The sequence below is a fragment of the Nonomuraea coxensis DSM 45129 genome (genome assembly GCF_019397265.1).
GTDB classification, from domain to species: domain Bacteria; phylum Actinomycetota; class Actinomycetes; order Streptosporangiales; family Streptosporangiaceae; genus Nonomuraea; species Nonomuraea coxensis.
The window spans coordinates 203,048-221,110 of the sequence record NZ_CP068985.1 but is presented as its reverse complement, the minus strand read 5'-3'; the positions used below and the strand labels follow the sequence as shown (position 1 = coordinate 221,110).

At 71.4% G+C, this 18,063-nt stretch carries 17 protein-coding genes; 9 read left to right on the top strand and 8 right to left on the bottom strand.

Translation table 11 applies throughout. From position 1 onward, the window contains the following. Window positions 1-12: 12 nt before the first annotated feature. Window positions 13-1,569, bottom strand: a complete 1,557-nt coding sequence (locus tag Nocox_RS01085) for a pyridoxal phosphate-dependent decarboxylase family protein (protein WP_026214175.1) — start codon at window positions 1,567-1,569, stop codon at window positions 13-15. Window positions 1,570-1,777: 208 nt separating this feature from the next. On the opposite strand from Nocox_RS01085, the gene Nocox_RS01080 reads away from it, so the two are divergent. Beyond that, window positions 1,778-4,006: a penicillin acylase family protein gene (locus tag Nocox_RS01080; protein WP_020542449.1), complete on the top strand. Its 2,229-nt coding sequence runs from the start codon at window positions 1,778-1,780 to the stop codon at window positions 4,004-4,006. Then, window positions 3,996-4,604 (top strand): GNAT family N-acetyltransferase, encoded by a 609-nt coding sequence (locus Nocox_RS01075; protein ID WP_020542448.1) that lies wholly within the window; start codon window positions 3,996-3,998, stop codon window positions 4,602-4,604. Before Nocox_RS01080 ends, Nocox_RS01075 begins: the two co-directional genes overlap by 11 nt. A gap of 11 nt (window positions 4,605-4,615) precedes the next feature. On the opposite strand, the gene Nocox_RS01070 is transcribed toward Nocox_RS01075, so the two are convergent. Further along, window positions 4,616-5,179 carry an isochorismatase family protein gene (locus tag Nocox_RS01070; protein WP_020542447.1) on the bottom strand — a complete coding sequence of 188 codons (564 nt, stop codon included), beginning with the start codon at window positions 5,177-5,179 and terminating at the stop codon, window positions 4,616-4,618. Window positions 5,180-5,418: 239 nt separating this feature from the next. On the opposite strand from Nocox_RS01070, the gene Nocox_RS01065 reads away from it, so the two are divergent. Continuing rightward, window positions 5,419-6,012, top strand: a complete 594-nt coding sequence (locus tag Nocox_RS01065; RefSeq protein WP_157382955.1) for an RICIN domain-containing protein — start codon at window positions 5,419-5,421, stop codon at window positions 6,010-6,012. 85 nt (window positions 6,013-6,097) lie between these two features. Here the strand turns inward: Nocox_RS01065 and Nocox_RS01060 are convergent, their stop codons facing one another. Then, window positions 6,098-6,457, bottom strand: coding sequence for a VOC family protein (locus Nocox_RS01060; RefSeq protein WP_026214174.1), 360 nt, complete (start codon window positions 6,455-6,457; stop codon window positions 6,098-6,100). Between the two features lie 97 nt (window positions 6,458-6,554). On the opposite strand from Nocox_RS01060, the gene Nocox_RS01055 reads away from it, so the two are divergent. Further along, window positions 6,555-7,496 carry a helix-turn-helix transcriptional regulator gene (locus Nocox_RS01055; protein ID WP_020542444.1) on the top strand — a complete coding sequence of 314 codons (942 nt, stop codon included), beginning with the start codon at window positions 6,555-6,557 and terminating at the stop codon, window positions 7,494-7,496. Window positions 7,497-7,592: 96 nt separating this feature from the next. On the opposite strand, the gene Nocox_RS01050 is transcribed toward Nocox_RS01055, so the two are convergent. After that, on the bottom strand, window positions 7,593-8,789 hold the full coding sequence (locus Nocox_RS01050) for an MFS transporter (RefSeq protein WP_020542443.1): 1,197 nt from the start codon (window positions 8,787-8,789) through the stop codon (window positions 7,593-7,595). Window positions 8,790-8,941: 152 nt separating this feature from the next. Here Nocox_RS01050 and Nocox_RS01045 point away from each other — a divergent pair, with 152 nt between their 5' ends. Further along, window positions 8,942-9,928, top strand: a complete 987-nt coding sequence (locus Nocox_RS01045; RefSeq protein WP_246649718.1) for a substrate-binding domain-containing protein — start codon at window positions 8,942-8,944, stop codon at window positions 9,926-9,928. A 130-nt stretch (window positions 9,929-10,058) separates the two neighbouring features. Further along, a complete protein-coding gene (locus Nocox_RS01040) occupies window positions 10,059-10,364 on the top strand; it encodes an antibiotic biosynthesis monooxygenase family protein (protein ID WP_020542441.1) in 306 nt (101 codons plus the stop codon). 517 nt (window positions 10,365-10,881) lie between these two features. Here Nocox_RS01040 and Nocox_RS01035 read toward each other — a convergent pair. Together Nocox_RS01035 and Nocox_RS42710 are read right to left on the bottom strand one after the other, a co-directional pair. Next, window positions 10,882-11,232 carry an Imm8 family immunity protein gene (locus Nocox_RS01035; RefSeq protein WP_033408680.1) on the bottom strand — a complete coding sequence of 117 codons (351 nt, stop codon included), beginning with the start codon at window positions 11,230-11,232 and terminating at the stop codon, window positions 10,882-10,884. 65 nt (window positions 11,233-11,297) lie between these two features. Then, window positions 11,298-11,528, bottom strand: coding sequence for a hypothetical protein (locus Nocox_RS42710; RefSeq protein WP_246649717.1), 231 nt, complete (start codon window positions 11,526-11,528; stop codon window positions 11,298-11,300). 395 nt (window positions 11,529-11,923) lie between these two features. On the opposite strand from Nocox_RS42710, the gene Nocox_RS01025 reads away from it, so the two are divergent. Continuing rightward, entirely contained in the window at window positions 11,924-12,415 is a 492-nt protein-coding gene (locus tag Nocox_RS01025) for a hypothetical protein (protein WP_020542439.1), read from the top strand. Window positions 12,416-13,665: 1,250 nt separating this feature from the next. Here Nocox_RS01025 and Nocox_RS01020 read toward each other — a convergent pair. Together Nocox_RS01020 and Nocox_RS01015 are read right to left on the bottom strand one after the other, a co-directional pair. Further along, window positions 13,666-14,055, bottom strand: a complete 390-nt coding sequence (locus tag Nocox_RS01020; protein ID WP_020542436.1) for a hypothetical protein — start codon at window positions 14,053-14,055, stop codon at window positions 13,666-13,668. Between the two features lie 20 nt (window positions 14,056-14,075). Further along, a complete protein-coding gene (locus Nocox_RS01015) occupies window positions 14,076-14,720 on the bottom strand; it encodes a hypothetical protein (RefSeq protein WP_020542435.1) in 645 nt (214 codons plus the stop codon). A gap of 228 nt (window positions 14,721-14,948) precedes the next feature. Here Nocox_RS01015 and Nocox_RS01010 point away from each other — a divergent pair, with 228 nt between their 5' ends. Together Nocox_RS01010 and Nocox_RS01005 are read left to right on the top strand one after the other, a co-directional pair. Next, window positions 14,949-16,976 (top strand): sensor histidine kinase, encoded by a 2,028-nt coding sequence (locus Nocox_RS01010; RefSeq protein ID WP_020542434.1) that lies wholly within the window; start codon window positions 14,949-14,951, stop codon window positions 16,974-16,976. Then, window positions 16,973-17,629: a response regulator transcription factor gene (locus tag Nocox_RS01005; RefSeq protein WP_020542433.1), complete on the top strand. Its 657-nt coding sequence runs from the start codon at window positions 16,973-16,975 to the stop codon at window positions 17,627-17,629. Before Nocox_RS01010 ends, Nocox_RS01005 begins: the two co-directional genes overlap by 4 nt. The last annotated feature ends 434 nt before the right edge of the window (window positions 17,630-18,063 follow it).

Genomic DNA, 18,063 nt, shown 5'->3' with positions numbered 1-18,063 from the left:
TCCCGTGGTGGGTCAGCCGGCCTGGGCGCAGGCTTCGAGGGGGACGCGGTCGTCGACGTACCGTCCCGCGTGCCCGGCGATGAGGTCGATGACGTGCGCGATGTCGTCCAGCGTCGTCTCGGGGTTGAGCAGGGTGAACTTCAGGTAGTGCCGGCCGTCGACCTTGGTGCCGGCGACGACGGCGGCGCCGGAGGCGGCCAGCGCCTCGCGCGCGTACAGGTTGGCGTCGTCGGCCAGCTCCCGGCCCGGCCCGTCCGGGGGCAGGTAGCGGAAGACGAGGGTGCTGAGCTGCGACTTGGTGACGACCTCGAAGCGCGCGTCGGCGGCCAGCAGGTCCCAGGCGGCCTCAGTACGGTCCACCACCTCGTCGAACAGCTCGCCGACCCCGTCCGGGCCCATGACGCGCAGCGTCATCCACAGCTTGAGCGCGTCGAAGCGGCGGGTGGTCTGGATGCTCTTGTCGACCTGGTTGGGGACGCGCTGCTCGGTCATGCGGGCGGGGTTCAGGTAGTCGGCGTGGTACGTCGCGTGCCGCAGCACGGCGCCGTCGCGTACCAGCAGGGCGCTCGAACTGACCGGCTGGAAGAAGGACTTGTGGAAGTCCACGGTCACCGAGTCGGCGCGTTCGATGCCGTCGAGCAGGTGCCGCCGGGTGCCCGACACCAGCAGGCCGCAGCCGTAGGCGGCGTCCACGTGCAGCCAGGTCCCGGCCCGCGCGCACAGGTCCGCGACCTCGGGCAGCGGGTCGATCGTGCCGAAGTCGGTGGTGCCGGCCGTGGCGACGACGGTCATCACCACGAGGTTCTCCCTGCGGCAGCGTTCCAGCTCGCGGGCCAGGGCGGCGGGTCGCATGCGGCGGTCCCTGCCGGTCTGCACGGTGATGACGGCGTCCGGGCCGAGACCGAGGAGTTTGGCCGCTTTCTGCACGCTGAAGTGGCCCGCCTCGGAGGCGATGACGCGCAGCCGGGGCAGCAGGTCGTTCCTGGCCGGGGCCGTCGCGCCGACCTCCGCGTACGCGCACGCCTCCTCGCGGGCCAGCAGCAGGGCATGGAGGTTGGACTGGGTGCCGCCGCTGGTGAAGACGCCGTCCGCCGCGTCGCCGTACCCCACGCGCCCGGCCGTCCAGTCGATCAGGCGGCGCTCGATCAGCGTGCCGCCGGCGCTCTGGTCCCAGGTGTCGAGCGAGGAGTTGACGGCCGTGAGCACGGCCTCGCCGAGCAGGGCCGGGATGACGACGGGGCAGTTCAGGTGGGCCAGGTAGCGGGGGTGGTGGAAGTAGACCGCGTCGCGCAGGTAGACGTCCTCCAGCTCGTCGAGGGCGGCGGCGGGGTCGGCCAGGGGGCGTTCCAGGTCGATCGCGGAGACCTCCGGGGCGAGCGCCGAGGGCGAGATCCCGCTGAACGGCCGGTCGACGCCGGCGACCCGGGTGGCCACCCGGTCGATGCCGGCGGCCAGCGTCCGCCGGTAGCGGTCCATGGTCGCGTGGTTGAACAGGTGTTGCCTGGCGCCGGCCGCTTCGGGTACGGCGGCGGCCGATGGGGGATCGACGGGGTGTCCCCAAGAAGTCATGGTCTGTCCTCATCAATCACGGACGTGATAGTTAGGTGAGGCTAACCTAATCTAGATCGGATCGCGACTCTCCAAGACCTCCGCCATGGACGCGACGGACCCTTTGTGCGGCTGCTGACTTAGGTTAACCTAACCTAAGTCTCCATCCCGAGAGTAGATCTTCTTTAGGTAAGCCTTACCTTACGTAGCGAGACGTTGCGAGGACTGTGTGAGCATCGAGGTCTTCCGGGACCCCTGGGGCATCCCCCACCTCCGCGCCGGCGACCCGCGGGAACTCGCCCGCGCCCAGGGACACAACGCCGCCATGGACCGGGCCTGGCAGATCGAGGTCGAACGGCACCGCTCGACCGGAACCACCGCCGCCTTCCTCGGCCCCGACGCCACCGGCTGGGACCGCTTCGCCCGTCAGGTACGCCTCGACGACACCGCCCGCCGCTGCTACCGCGCCCTCGACGACGACACCGCCACCTGGGTGCGGAGCTACGTCGACGGGGTCAACGCCGGGCTCCGCGACGGAGCACGCCGGGCGCCGGAGTTCACCGCCACCGGCCTCGCCCCCGGCCGGTGGGAGCCGTGGACGCCGCTGGCCGTGTGGCTGTCGCACCACATCCTGTTCGCCGGCTTCCCCGCCAAGCTGTGGCGCGAGGCGGTCGCCCAGCGGCTCGGCCCGGACGCGGTCGCGCTCTTCGCGGCCGACGGGCCCGGCACCTCCGGGAGCAACGGCTGGCTCGTGCCCGGCGACCGCACCACCACCGGAGCCGCCCTCCTCGCCGGCGACCCCCACCGGGTCATCGAGGAGCCCGGCCTCTACCAGCAGATCCACCTCGCCTGCCCCGAGTACGACGTCGTCGGGCTGGCCGTCCCCGGCGTCCCCGGCCTCGCCCACTTCGGGCACACCGGCACCGTCGCCTGGGCGATCACCAACGCCATGGCCGACTACCAGGACCTCTACGGCGAACGGCTCCGCCGCCGGGGCGAGACGGTCGAGGCGTACGGCCCCGACGGCTGGGAGCCCGCCACTGCCCACCTGGAGCTCGTCGAGGTGGCCGGGGCCGACCCGGTCGAGGTCGAGGTGATCGAGACGGCCCGCGGTCCCGTCATCCTCACCGGCGACTCCGCCTGGGCGGCCGGCGACTGCGCGCAGGCGGCCGGCCGGGCCGCTGATAACGGCGCCGGGCCGGAGGGGGACGGGGAACCGGCGGTCAGCCTGCGCCACCCGCCCCGTGTGCGGGACGAACTGGGCTTCGAGGCACTGCCCAGGCTGCTGCGGGCCAGGACCGTGGCCGACGTGGACCAGGCGTTCGACCGGTGGGCCGAACCCGTCAACGTCGTCCTCGCCGCCGACACGGCCGGCGGCCTGCTGCACCGCGTGGCGGGCGCCGTGCCGATCCGGCACCCGGCGAACGGCACGCGCGTCGTCCCCGCCTGGGAACGGGCCCACGAGTGGCGGGGCTGGCACGACCCGATGCCCCGCGCGCCGGTCGGCGGCCTCGCGGTGATGGCGAACGAACGCGGCCCGTCAGAACCCCTGGGCGTCGAGTTCGCCCCGCCGCACCGGGCCGGCCGCATCCGCGACCTTCTGGAGGCGGCCCCGGCCTGGTCCGCCGGCGACATGGCGAGCGTCCACACGGACACCTTCCTCGCCTCCGCCGCTCCCCTCCTGAACCTGCTGGCCAAACTCGACGGGCTCACCCCCGAGGCCGCCCACCTGCGCGACCGCCTGCTCGGCTGGGACCGGCGCATGGACGCCTCCAGCACCGAGGCCACGGCCTACGCGGCGGTGCGTTCGGCCGTGGCCCGCCGGCTGGCGGCGCACCCGGCGCTGGCCGCCCTGGCCGAGCCCGCGCCGTGCCCCGAGATCTTCCTGCCGTGGCTCGCGCTGCTTCCAAGGGTGGCGTACGCCCTGGAGACCCTGCTGACCACCGACCTGACCAGTGCACTGGACACTGAGCCGGCCACAGACCTGACCACCGAGCGCGCCGTTGACCGGCTCCCCGGCCTCGACCAGGCCGAACTGCTGCGGGCGGCCGTCGAGGAGGTGGCGGCGACCACCGGAGGAACACCGTTGACGACGTGGGGCGAGTCCCACCGGCTCATCCCGTGGCGGGCACTCCCCAGCCCACCGCCCGACGAGGAGCCCGGACACCAGGCGGGCGGACACGGGGTGGGCGGGCACGGGGTGGGCGGCGACCATGACTGCGTGCTGGCCACTTCCAGCGTCCCGGGCCTCACCGACCACTTCGCGCGCGGCCCGGCGGCGCGCTACGTCTGGGACCTGGCCAGGCGCGACGACAGCCTGTGGGTGGTCCCGTTCGGCGCCTCCGGCGTGCCCGGCGACGCCCACGCCCGCGACCAGCTACCGCTGTGGCGGCGCGGAGAGCTCGTCCCCGTGATCACCGACTGGAACCGACTCACCGAGGAGCGGCATGTCCCCTGACCTCCCCACCCTCCCCCCCACCTCCCCCGCGCGCCGCGCGGCCGTGCACGAACAGGTGATCGGCGGCTTCGGCACCGTCCGGGTCGTTCCGCTGGACCCGGCGGCCGACCTCGACGTGATCTATCCCTGGGTCACCGAGGAACGGGCGAGGTTCTGGGGCATGCTCGACGCCACCCGCGAGCGCGTGCTGGAGCTGTACGAGTTCGTGGACACTCTCGACAGCCATCACGCCTACCTCCTGCACCGCGACGACCGGCCGGTGGCGCTCTTCCAGAGCTACGACCCGGAGTTCGATCCGGTCGGCGAGTGCTACGACGTGCAACCCGGCGACTACGGCATCCACCTGATGATCGGGCCGGTCGCCGACAAGCCGGAGCCCGGCTTCACCGGCGCCCTGCTGACCGCGTTCCTCACGTACGTGCTCGCCGACCCGGCCAGGAAGCGGATCGTGGCCGAACCCGACGCGCGCAACGACAAGGCGATCGCCCGCCTGGTGCGCGCCGGCTTCGTCCTGGGCCCCGAGATCGACCTGCCCGAGAAGCGGGCCCGCCTCGCCTTCCTCAGCAGAGAGACGTTCGAACAGCGACACCAGCGGTAACCCGCCCGAGCTCAAGCGTTCACGCCACCGAAGACGACTTCCTTGGTCTCGACCGTCCCGGCCGTCCGTCCCGGCGCCGCCTGGAAACGCCAGTAGAGGTTGGTGTGCGCGATGACCTGCTCGACCGGCGGCGCGCCCCACGCCGACTTGTCCTGCGCCGTGTGGGCGTCGCCGACCAGGATCGCGTCATATGCCCTGGCGAACGCGCCATGCAGCGTCGAGCGGATGCACGCGTCGGTCTCCGCTCCGGCGACGACGAGCCGCCCGACCCCGAGGCCCGCCAGCACGCTCTCCAGCGTGGTGTCCTCGTACGAGTCGCCGTAGGACTTCTCGACGAGCGGCTCGCCGTCCCCCGGAGTCAGCTCCGGAACGATCTGCCACTCGACGCTCCCTCTCACGAGCTCCTCGTCGTGGTGCTGCACCCAGACGACCGGAACCCCTTCCCTCCGCGCCGTCTCGACCAGGCGGCCGATGTTCGCGACGACCGCGTCACGCTCGTAGGCGCCCTCGACCACCGCGTTCTGCACGTCGATGACGAGGAGTGCGGTGTTCGGGCGGTGCTCGATGGTGGTCACGATCTCCCCTTGCTCACAACGACTCCGACCCGCCCACCGTAAACCGGCCCACCGACAATCCCGGCGGTGAGCGCGGAGTGTGCGGCGATGGGCTCGGTACTCGACGACGAACGTCGCGGCAACGCCATGGGCAGGCAATATACAGCCGCTATACAGGCGTGAATATGGTTCCCCTTATCACGCCATTTGCCCCAGAAGATGCGGGCTTGTCGGGCTTCGAATGCCCATCAAGGAGAACCGTGAAGCTTCGTAGTTTCCTCGCCGCTACCGCCGTTGGCATCGCCCTGCCGGCCATGACCCTGATCCCTGCTGCTGCGGCCGCCACCCCCACCCCTGCCCCCGACGCCAAGACTCCCGACGCGATCGGCACCGCTGCCACCGCCGGCCCCTTCTGGTGGGCTTCCGGTGCCGTCAGCGAGTCGAACCGGATGGTGATAGACGTGGAGGGCCCCTCCACCGCGAACTACGCGAAGGTCCACCTTTGGGACTTCTACGGAGGGGCGAGCCAGTACTGGTATCTCGACAGCGCCCCGGGCCAGTCGAGCAACACGAGGCTGCTGCGCAACAAGTACAGCGACAAGTGCATGGTGGTGCAGGGCACCGGCATCACCAACGGAACGCCGATCAACCAGATGAACTGCGAATACGGCAACACCCGCCAGATGTGGCGGCAGGAGTTCCGGTTCTCGGGGGACGACAAGAGCTACTACCGCTTCGTGAATGTCGCCACCGGGAAATGCCTCGACAACACGGCCGGCGGGACGACCCTCGGCAACAAGATCCAGATCTGGAGCTGCTCCTCGGGCACCAACTACAACCAGCTCTGGTACTGACCAGGCAAGCGGGGCAGCTACGCCTTCGGCTTCGCCGGTGCTCTGCCGACAGGCCGGGGGCCATGGGCGCGGCCTGGGAGGCGCCTCAGTCGACGGGTGCCACCCGGATCAGGTTGCCGTCGGGGTCGGCGACGACGAAGGTACGGCCGAAAATCTCGTCGTGAGGCTCCTCCACGATGGTGACGTCCTTGTGCGCCCACTCCTTGAACTGGCGGTCGATCTGCTCGCGACCGCCGTCCAGTGCCAGGCACAGCTCGCTGGTGCGCGACGGAACCGCGCGGTCCGGCCCCCCGCCCCATACGGCGAACTGGACTCCGCCGGCGAGGTCGAACGAGATGAAGCCGGGGCTCTCGAAGCTCGGCGTCATCTCGAACAACTCCGCATAGAAGCGCGCGGACGCGGGCGCGTCGGAGACGTAGAAGATGAACATGTTCGGGACTGCCATGAGTGATCTCCTTCGGTGTTCCCGGATCGGTCCGGACACCGGGAGCCTGCCTGTCATACCTGACAGGATCCGTCGTGATTCATGGAATTCTGGCCTCATGACACCGGATCGGTTCTTCTCTCTGCTGCTGGCGCTCCAGACCCGGGAGACAATCACCACCGGTGACCTCGCGGATCAGGTCGGGGTCTCGGTGCGCACCGTGCTGAGGGACCTGCGGTGGCTGCAGGAGGCGGGCTTCCCGATCCTCGTCGAGCGAGGCCGCTGGGGCGGAGTGACGCTGCTGCCCGGCGGCGCGCTCGACACCTCGCGGCTCACCCCGACCGAACGAGACCACCTCGCGCTCCACGGGCTCGACGACGAGCAGCGCCGCCAGCTGGGCGCCGCCGCCGACAGCCGCCGAGCCCACAAGAAAGTCGCGGTACGCCGGTCGGCGCCGTCTCTCCTGCCGCTCAGTGCCGTCGTCACCACCGACAACAGGCCCTGGTTCGGACCGGACGCCCAGGGCGCCGACCCGAGTGCCATCATCGGCGACGTGCGCCGGGGCGTGCGACTGCGCATCCTCTACAGGCGCTCGGCGGAGGCCGGGCCGACCTGGCAGGTCGTCGACCCCTACGGGCTCCTGGCCAAAGCGGGTCGCTGGTATCTCGTCGCCGACCGCGCGGGCGTTCCCCGCCTGTACTCCCTCGAACGGCTCGTCGACTGGCGGCCCATGCGCGTCCCGCGGCGGCTGCGTCCTGAGACGACCCTCGCCGGCGCGGCAGCGGAGCTCACCGCCCGCTGGGAGACGACCGACGCCCTCCAGGTTCACGCGGTGCTCCAGGCCCGCCAGCTCGATCGCGCCAGACGCATCCTCGGCTCCCGCCTGACCGTGCACCCTCCAGAGGGTGGAGACGAGGTCGCCATCACGGTGACGTACCGGGAACTCGAGGCCGTGCGCCAGCTCCTGCAGTTCGCGGAGAGCATCACCGTGACCGACCCTCCCGAAGCCCGCGCCCGGATCCAGGAGCTCGCGAGAAGCGTCCTCCACCACTATTCCTAGGGCCCGCGCGGAGTCGAGATCACAAGGGATTGCCTGCGGCATGGCCGGCGGTCCTGGCGGGGGCGCGGTGTTGAGCGCCCGCGACGAGCTGTCCCGTCACGCGTGCGGCCTGCCCGTCGCTCCCGCTTCGGCGGTGGCGCGCCATGCGGGAGAGGGGGCGACGGCCCTGAGTGCGGGCCACGCCAGCAGCGCCAACGCCGCCGCGAGTGCCGCCACGGCCAGCATGGCGCCCGGCAGCCCGGACGCCTGCGCCCAGTGCCCCACGTACACCGGCCCGGCGAGGTAACCGAGATAGGCCAAGGTGGACACGACCGAGGTGGCCGCACCGCGGGCGGCGTCGGGGACGTTGGCGGTGGCCAGGCCGAGCACGGTGGGGAAGAGCACGGCGGTGCCGACGGCGGCCAGGGCCAGCCCGAGCAGAGCCAGGGGGAGAGACGCGGTGAGGGCGACCAGGGACGTCCCCGCCGCGGAGATCGCCGCCCCGGCCGTGAGGACGATCCAGGCGCGACGGGTCTTCACCGCGCTGATCGCGAAGCGGGTGAGCGAGACGGCAAGTGCGAAGACCGCGGGCCCAGCGCCGACCAGCGCGGGTCCGGCGTGCACGGTATCGGCGAGGTAGACGGCGCTCCAGCTCTGGTGAGCGTTCTCCACTGCGAATCCGAGCGCGCCGAGTCCGCCCGCGACAAGCAGGAGTGGCAGATGAGCGCGCAGACCCGGCCGGCTGTACGCGGTCACAGTGCGGGCGTGACCGTGACGGCCGGGATCAGCCTGCGTGCGATCGCCGGTGACGATGGCGGCGCTCGCAGCGCCGGCGGCGAGCATGATCAGCACGTACGGCATGGCCACGGGCAGGCCGGCGGCGTTCAGCAGGCCGGTGACGAGGCTCGCCGCGACCACGGCCAAGGAGAAGAAGCCGTGCGCCCTGGTGATGACCGGACGGCCGTTGGCCCGTTCGACGGAGCCGGCCGCCGCATTGATCGTCACGTCCGCAGCGCCGGACGACGCACCGAGAACCGCCAGCCCCACGCACAGCGCAGGCAGGTCGCGAGCGGTGACGGCCACGGCGATGCCGGCGACGCCGAGCGACGTGAGAGTGATCGCCGTGACGCGATGCCCCCACCGGTCCACGGCCCGGCCCGCGAGAGGCATCGCGGGCAGGGCGCCGGCGGCGATGAACAGCAGCGCCGTGCCGAGCTGGCCATCGGTCAGCCCGGCCTGGTCGCGAATGACGGGCACGGACGCGCCCCACACGCCCCAGAACGCGCCGAAGACAGCGAATCCGGCGTACGGCACCCAGGCTCGGCTGTGACCATGACCGGCGCCTGCTTGTGTATCGGTACACATGCCGTGTAACGATACACAAGATAGGGTGAGGCATGGCCAAAGACCTTTCTCGGCCCCGGCCGACCATGGCGGAGGTGGCCCGCGCGGCGAAGGTCTCAGTGATGACCGTTTCCTACACCTACGCCCAGCCTGATCGCGTCTCCGAACGTACCCGGGCCAGGGTCCGCGAGGCCGCCGCCCGCTTGGGATATCCCGGCCCTCATCCGGGGGCCCGCTCACTGCGCCGGGGACGGGCCGGCAGCCTCGGGGTGGTGCTCGGCGAGCACCTCACCTACGCCTTCGAGGACCCGCAGGCCGCCCGGTTCCTGGCCGGCGTCGCCGAGGTCTGCGCCGGTCACGGTCTGGGGCTCACGATCCTGCCCATCACCGGGGCGCCCTCCGACGCCGACCGGGTCGCCGAGGCCGCGGTGGACGGTTTCGTCGTCTGGACGACCAGCGACGACGACCCCGTACTGCCGGCGGTGGCCGCCACCGGTCTCCCCGCCGTCGTGCACGGCGGACCACACCACCTGGACCTGCCGATCGTGGCCATCGACGACCGTGCCGCGGCCCGCGCCGTCGCCGCCGAGGCCCTCGCCGGCGCCCGGCGGCCGATGGTGCTCAGTTTCCCGCTCGATCGCGCCAGGACGCCGGGGGTCCGCAACGGGCTCGATCCGGCCGAGGCGACTTTCCCTGTGACCCGTGAGCGCCTGCGCGGAGTCCGTGACGCCTGGGAGGCGGCCGGCGGCCGATGGCCGCAGGTGCGGATCGCGGTGTGCGCGCGCAACAGCGCGCGCGAGGCCGACTCCCTGGCCACGGCGTTCCTGAAAGGGCCGGACGCGCCGGACGCGGTCATGGCCATGAGCGACGAGCTCGCCCTGGGCCTGATGCGAGCGGCCGCCCGTGCCGGTCTCGCCGTCCCCGACGACCTCGCCGTCACCGGCTGGGACGACACCGACGCGGCCGCCGCCGCCGGGCTGACGACCGTCGCGCAGAACCTGCGCGCCCAGGGAGCCCGCTGCGCGCGGCTGGTCCTGGGCGAGGAAGCGGCGGCCGAGACCGGTCCGGTCGAATGGCGCCTGGTCCCGCGCGACTCCACCCGGCGATGACCACGGTGGTAAGGCGCCGGATGAAGCAGTGGCGTGGGCCGGCCTTCCGGTTCGAGGCCGCCACAATCTTACCGACGCGATGTCGGTAAGATTGTGGGGTCGGCTGTCTCCCACGTCTCGGAGGATCACCATGTACGTCGTCCACAACCGCATCGAAGTCACTCCCGAACAGGCCGCCTCCTTCGAGGAGACCTTCAGCGCCAGCATGCGCGCGACCCTCGCCGGGGTGCCCGGCCTGCGGCGCAGCCTGCTCATGCGCCCGACCCAGCCCGGCCACCCGTACGTGTCGACCATGGAGTTCGACTCGGCCGACGACTTCCGCGCCTGGATGAAGTCCGACTCCTTCAAGGCCGCTCACGCCAACGCCGACGCGCCCGGCATGCAGGCCCCCTCGGCGATCGAGATCTTCGACGTCCTGGAGGACTTCTCAGCCTGACGCCCTGGGCCAGGGGGGATCTCGCCATGACCGATCCTCGCACCGTGTCGTTCGATCTCGGCGTTCACTATGGACACGCGTACCTCATCGATGAAACCGACGACGCCATGGGCCCGGAGGGAGTCCCCGCCGACCATCGTGAGCATCCTGTCGGGATCATACGGGTGGATGGCGGCGGAGCCTTCCTGACCCGGGGGCAAACACTGACGGATACGAGGACATCGTGGAGATCAGCTTCAAGTCGGACGCCGGACAGCCGTCCCTGCACGAGTGGGCGGCGAGGACGTCCATGAACTGAGGCTGCGGAGCTGGATACCGTCGACGAGGTCATCGACCGTTACCTCCTGCAAATCTGGCCTCAGGACGAGTCGGCACCGCGGGTGATCAAGAGCACAAGCGGACAGCTCGCCCACTGGCGCGGACCGCGCTGATACCAACAGGCTCCCGCCGTCGACGGTGAACCTCCGGATCTGGAACGGCATGGGACAGCGGTGAACTGCAACCCGGCCGGAGGGCTTCAACTGTCGTAGTCTTCGAACTCCCACTCTCCGATCCGGCCGATCTTCTCGGCGACTTCGCCCCATGTCGGAGCCTCCAGCACTGCTATCCGCTCGCTCAGCCACTTGGCCACCTCGGCGGGATGCAACTCGGGCACGAAGAGCCAATGGCGGCCGACGAGAAAGGGATGCTGTACGAGCTGATCAGCGAGGGCCGACGGGGTGCAGACGGTGAGCTGGAACCGTTCCTCGCCCGGCTCTCCCTGCGGGCCGACGTACATCTCCAGTAGCTCGCAGGCATGGGCAGGGTCGCCGATGCTTCGCCCGAGTTCGAGATCCGGCCATCGGAAGGCAGTCACTTGTGCTCTCATCACCCAATGATCGCGCAACAGGGTGGAGCTCGAGCGGGGCTGTCAGCTTGCGAACGTTCCCAGAATCAAGGCATCTGACCAGGGGCAACGCAGAGTTGTACGAGTCCCCACTCCAAGGACCTCCCGCCACGGCCTCCCATCAGGAACGGGTTCGCCGGCCAGGGCCTGCTGGGCGCGGACGTGCATCTGACGGCGCCCCTCGGATCCTTTGCGGTGCCACACGCGCAGATCCACCAGCGGTGCACGAAAGCGTTCAGCGCTCGAAGATCCAGGCTGACCCTGACCTCGTCGAGCACGGCCTTGAGCCCTGCTCGAAAGCCCGGCGATCTTCTGGGACGACCAGCGCGGCACGGATGGCCCGCAGGTTCTTCTCAGGCAGAGGCGCACCGACGGAGATGAAGTCCTGCGGTTGTGCCCTCATACCAGCTCCCTTCCTTGTCTCTGGGAGGCTACAGAGGAGGGGCCGACATCCTTCACGCACACGAGGTGGCCTGTCACAGGGTGGACCAGGGCGGGTGATATATCCGGCTGAGCTGGGAAAACGGTGGTGCAGGCCAGGGCGGGACGGTTGACCGTGAGTGTCCGTGGGTGACCGGGGTTCCCCGTCTGTTCTGTACGGATCTGGCACGAGGTCCCGATGGCTCGGTCTGCGCGAGGTGCGGTCGCTCGCATAAGCGGGCAGCATGGCGGGGTGTCGGAACTGGTGTGGGACGAGGTCAAGGGTTTCTTCGATCCCGACCTGATGGGGACACTGCCGGATGTCTGGGTCACGGACACCTCGTTCGAGGACTGGCAGATGCTCTTCGATTTGGTCGAAGCCCATGGCTGGAGGAGCGAGTATCGCGAAGGCGACGTCGTCATGCCGCTGCCCCGCGCCGAGCAGGTGTTATCCCTGCCTGTGGACGCCGAGTCCCCGACTCTTCGCGTTTGGCCGGTGCCGGATGTGCTGGCGATCTTCTGGTTCCTGTCGGATGACGCGATCGAGTTCGACGTCGATCTGCGAGAGCTTCAGGGACAGGAGCGGCTGGACATCCTGTGTGAGTTCATCACGACGATCGGGCGGCGACTGCGCAAGCCGGTGGTGATGTCGCCAGAGGGAGACTGGGATCGGAACAGCCCGGTACTCGGGTTCGATGTCGAAGCCGATCGAGTGGTGCTGCTGGCGCAGCCTTGGGTCGGCTGACCTCGTCGCGAACGGAGTCGGGAAAATGGGGCAAATCCTCCGGCGCTCCCGGCTCTCCTACGGGCCCACAAGAAGGTCCAGGCGGCCGAACGGCTCAGAGCTGCGGGCCAAAGGGACCGATCACGATCTGGTCTTCGCGACGACGCTCGGCGGCCCGATCGAGCGTACGGAGCAATGGAACCATCCTCAGGCGTCAGAGGGTAGGCCGGCGTCCAGGACGCAGGGGTTCACCTGAGGCCAGCGGCGACCGGGTGGCGGCCCCGCTCGTCCCTCATGCCAGCGTTGTTCCGGGGGTGGGCGGGGCCGCGCCAAGACGTCGGTAAGGAGCCCCCACCGGCTCCTGCCGACCGGCCCCCCGCGCCGCTCTCTCCGGGACAGCGCGGGCGGTCACCCCGTCTCAGCGCTCTTACAGGAGTCCGCCGTGATCAGCGCTTCCACCGAGTACGTGGACAGCGACCTGCACACCACGGCCGCCCATCACCTGGGCGGCGGCCGCTGGGTCGTCAGCGCGTGACCGTTACGGCCGAGAGACGGCCTTCCACCTGCGGCCTGTCCATGTCTCGCCGCCGCGAGCTCCATGATCGTGGCCTGACCCGCCCGAACCCCGGTCACCGCCCTTGGACGACCATCCCGGTCATCAGCCAGCTCCTGGACAAGCCGTGACCCGAGCACGGCGGCCCTGCCACGCCCGAAAACACGCCCTCGCCTGCGGAACCAGGCCTCGTCGAGAAATTGGATCGGAAAACGATCACGCCAATTCACGCCGTGGATTCAGGCTGAGGTGGTGTCTACGCAGCTCGGCAACCAGGAGCCCGTGGTTGTCCATTTACACGCCCGCGTCCCTGAGCGCCAGTGGTTGCGCCTTGACCGATGGCGAGTGGACGGTGATCCAAGGCGAGGCGCGCGCGGTGATGGCCGAGCTGGTCCAGGCCACCGGCAGGCCGCCGACCACGGCCTGTCCGTCCAGGTCAGCGGGGAGCGCGTCTTCGTGCTGGAATACGCCGGCGGCAAGGTCGCGGTGCTGCGCTTGGACCCGGGGGGCCGGCTCGTCTCCCGCACGCCGCTTCCCGACGGCCGCTACGCCGTCGGCCCCACCCGTGACGGCTACGCGGTCGTCGAACTGCCCCCGACCTGCGCACCGGCCGCCTGCGGCTGCTGCCCCTCGACGGCGCCCGCTGCGGGAGTTCCCGGGCGAGGCGGAGTTCGCCATCCCCGGCGGCGCCCGCCGCTGACGGGCCTGGCCGGTCCACTCAGCGCCCGAGCCGATCGGCCGCTATCGTGCCGGTCAGCGTGGTGCCACCGCCGGGGACGTAGGTCACGTTCACGCGCCCGCCCAGTTCCAGGAAGGTCGCGTGCAGGACGGCCAGGCGGCTCCCCGGCCACGGCTCGCCGGCGCCGTCGTGGCTCACCGTCAGGCGCACCCCCCGGGGGCCGGACGTGAGCGCGACGGCGACCGCCCGCGGCCACACGCCTTCCTCGATCGCGGCCAGCGCCTCGGCGAGCGCGCGGAGCAGCCCATCGGCGATCTTGGGCGGCACCGCCTGGTCCGCCAGCGCCCACACCTCCACGGCGATGCCGGTGCGCTCCGTCCACGCGACGAACAGGGCGTTCGCGGTCGGCGCCAGCGACCGCTCGCTCACACGGTTCTCGTTCATTGACGTCAGCCCCGCATCAGCCGTACGCCGATGACGGCGTACGTGCCGGTCAGCCAGGCGGCGCTGACGAGCGTGGAGGCGGTGCCGCCGGCGAGGATCTGCGCCGCCATCGTGACCGGGAACCACAGCCCGGCCGCGAGCGGCAGCCAGCGCATCATCCCCTGGTACCGCGCGGTGACCGCGATCGCCACGCCCAGCACCAGCATCCCGAACATGCTCAGCGGCCAGAAGGCGTCCATGATCATCAGCCACAGCGGGAAGTCGTCGTGCGTGGCGTACCCGAACGACAGCGCGTTCAGCAGGAACGCTCCCAGGAGGGTGACCAGCAGGACCATAGGGATGAACCGTCCCGCGCGGACGCCGCTCGCGCGGTCGGCGAGCACGTGCCGCACGAACGCCCAGACGCCGACCACGAACATCATCCCGGTGATGGTGTCGAGCGTCTGGACGCCCTCCTGGATCTTCTCCCCCACCACGACGGTGCCCACGGCCCAGGCCACCGCGCCGAGCGCGAGCAGCGCGCCGGACACGCGCGCGGCCGCCTGCCCGTCGCCCCCGGCGGGGCCGGACACCGCGCCGGGCGGACCCGCGAGCGCCGCCCCCGCGGGGCCGTCCCGGTGGGGGGATGAGTCGCGCCGGCCGTCTGACATGTATGCCTCCTCCATCGTCGATCCCCGCCGGAGTGCGGCGATCCGCTTTCGGTGCGCGGCGTCCGCCGCGCTACGGCATCCACGTTCTCCCCCGCCGGTCCCGGGCCACCAGGGAACGCAGCCACGTCCTTTGTCCCGGTCCTGTCCCGGCCGGGACAGGACCGCTGTCCCGGCGGTCCGGGACAGCGGTCACCTGTCCCCGGTCTCCGCCCATGCCACGCTAGAGGGGTGTTCAGGTACCACGCGGGTGGCCGCGACGCGGCCAGGACGGCCGCGTCCGCCGTCGCCGTCCTGGCGGTCGTCTCCACGCTCACCGCCATCGGGCTGGACATGTCGTCCGGTCCCGCCCCCCGGCCGCAACCCCTCGACTGGGAGCCGTGGTCCTCGTGCGTGCCCGGCATCGCGCTGGCAGTGGCGGGCTTCGTGCTCGCCGCCCGGCTGCCCGGCCACCTGATGACCTGGCTGCTGATCGGCGGCGGCGCCTCCGCCGGGGTGAACGCCCTGGGCGCCACCTACGCCGTCCTGTCGCTGAACGAGCACGGCGGCCGGCTCCCGCTGACCGCCGCCGCCCTGTTCGTCGGCGCCCGCATGGGCCCGCTGCTCAACCTGGTGACCCCACTGGTGCTGCTGTTCTTCCCCGACGGACGCCTGCCGTCGCCGCGCTGGCGGTTCGCGGCGTGGGTGGCCGTCGGGGCGGCCGGGCTGTCCTCCGCCGTCTTCATGGTGGTGCCCTGGCGGCTGCTGTCCGAGGACGGCCGCTCCTGGCCCGGCATCGACCTGCCGCTTCCCGCGGTGCCCGACGAGGTCTGGACGGTACTGATGGCGGCCGCGCCGGCCCTGCTCGCAGCGAGCACCGCGGTGCCCGTCGTCGTCTTCGTCCGCCGCTTCCGCGGCTCGCACGGGGTGCTCAGGGCGCAGTTGCGGTGGATGGCGCTGGCCGCGGTGCTCAACGGCGTGCTGATCCTGCTTCCGCTCGTGGTGGACGGGCTGCCGCAGGACCTCACCTTCGTGGTGTCGCTGCTGGCGATCGCGGGGGCCGTGCTGATCGCCGTGGGCCGCTACCGGCTCTACGACATCGACCCGCTGCTCAACTGGACCCTGCTGTACGGCGGACTGGCCATGGTCGTCGTGATCGTCGACGTGCCGATCTTCGTCGGCCTGGGCGCGCTGATCAACGAGCCGGTGGCCGCCGTCCTGGCCGCCACCGCGGTCGCCGTGGTGTACGCGCCGCTCCGCGACCGGGCGCGGCGCTGGGTCAACCGCGTGCTGACAGGGCGGGCGGAGCCGTACGAGGTGGTCTCGGCCCTGGCCAGGCGGCTGGAGGAGGCGACGAACCCCGAAGGGCAACTGCTGGAGACGGTACGCGCGATCTGCCTGGCGTACGGGTCGCCGTACGCGCGGGTGGAGCTGGACAAGGCGGACGGCGGCATGCTCGCCGCCGAGCACGGCACCGCGCAGCGGGACGTGGTCGTGCTGCCCATCGCCTACCGCGGCGATCCGATCGGGCGGCTGTCGCTGGTGCCGCGCGGCTGGCTGGCCGAGTCCGACCAGCGCCTGCTGGCCGACGTCGTCCGGCAGACGGCCGCCGCGGTCAGGGCGATCGAGCTCACCGAGGAACTGCAGCAGAGCCGTACCCGGCTGGTCTCCGGGGTGGCCGAGGAGCGCCGCCGGCTGCGCCGCGACCTGCACGACGGCCTGGGGCCCACCCTCGCCGCGGCGGCGCTGAAGGTGGAGGCCGCGGGCAACCTGATGCCCCGTGACCCCGGCACCGCCAGGGAGGTTCTCGGCCAGGTTCGGGCCGACCTGGCCACGGTCATCGAGGACGTCAGGCGGCTGGTGCACGACCTGCGGCCGCCCGCGCTGGACCAGTGGGGCCTGGCGGAGGCGCTGCGCAAGGAGGCCGCCAGGTTCGCCGACGGCGGGCTGGACGTGCGCGTGGATGTCCGCGGCGAGCTGGACGGGCTGCCGGCCGCGACCGAGGTCGCCGCGTACCGGATCGTGTGCGAGGCTCTGGTGAACGTTTCCAGGCACGCGGCGGCGGAGAGCTGCGAGATCCGCCTGACCACGACGAGCGGCGAACTGGAGGTCGAAGTGGTGGACGACGGTCGCGGCGTGGAGCCGGGGGCCGCGCCCGGCGTGGGCCTGATCGCCATGCGGGAACGGGCCCGGGAGCTGGGCGGCCGGTGCGCGGTCACGCTCCGCGCGGGCGGCGGCACCCGGGTGCACGCGGTGCTGCCGTCGGGAGGGGTGGCGTGAGCGCGCCGCGCGTGGTGCTGGCCGACGATCATCCGGTGTACCGCGACGGCCTGCGCCTGATGCTGGCCTCGACGGGACAGGTGGAGGTCGTCGGCACGGCGGCCGACGGGCACGAGGCGGTGGCGCTCGTCGCCGACCTGCGGCCCGACGTGGTGGTGCTGGACCTGCAGATGCCCGGCCTGGACGGCGTCAGCGCCACCGAGCGGATCGTGTCGGCCGTGCCGGAGACCGGCGTGCTGGTCCTCAGCATGCACGAGGACGACGACACCGTGCTGGCCGCGATGCGCGCGGGCGCGCGGGGCTACCTGCTCAAGGGCGCCGACCAGACCGAGATCCTGCGCGCGATCACGGCGGTCGCGGGCGGCGAGGTCATCTTCGGGCAGGCGCTGGCGGCCCGGGTGAGCGGCTACTTCTCCCGCCTGGCCCGCGGCGACGTGCCGCGGCCGGAGCCGTTCCCGCAGCTCACGGCCCGCGAGCGGGAAGTGCTCGAACTCATCGCGGCGGGGCTGTCGAACGCCGAGATCGCCGAGCGGCTCTACCTGTCGCCGAAGACCGTACGCAACAACGTGTCCAACGTCTTCGCCAAGCTCCAGGTGACCGACCGCGCCCAGGCGATCATCCGGGCCCGCGACGCGGGGCTGGGCCGCCGGTGAGCCGGTGCGGTGTCCCGGGCCTGTGGCGCCCCCTGGTCAGTCCTGCCCGGTGAGCAGGTCCGCGGACCGCATCAGCAGCGCCACCCGCACGGGAGATGATCCGGTGCACCTTCAGGACCGTGCTTGTGGACAGACCTTGTCCAGCATCGTCGTGTACGCGGTGTCGAGGTACTCAGGGCCCGACGTGCAAGCCGGGCTGCACCAAGCCGGGTCACGTCTGCTACAAGCGGCCCTGTCTCAAGGACTACGCCGGTCACGCGGACAAGTGCCCGCCCGAAGACCGATGGGAAGAGCATGACCTGGTCTTCGCGACCAAGTACGGCACCGCCGTCGAACGTACTGAGGACTGGAAGGTCTGGAAAGCCATCCTCAAGTAGGCCGGCGCCGGGGCCGGCGTGCGGTGCCCGGCCCGGTGTCCCGCCGCCGTCCGGGAC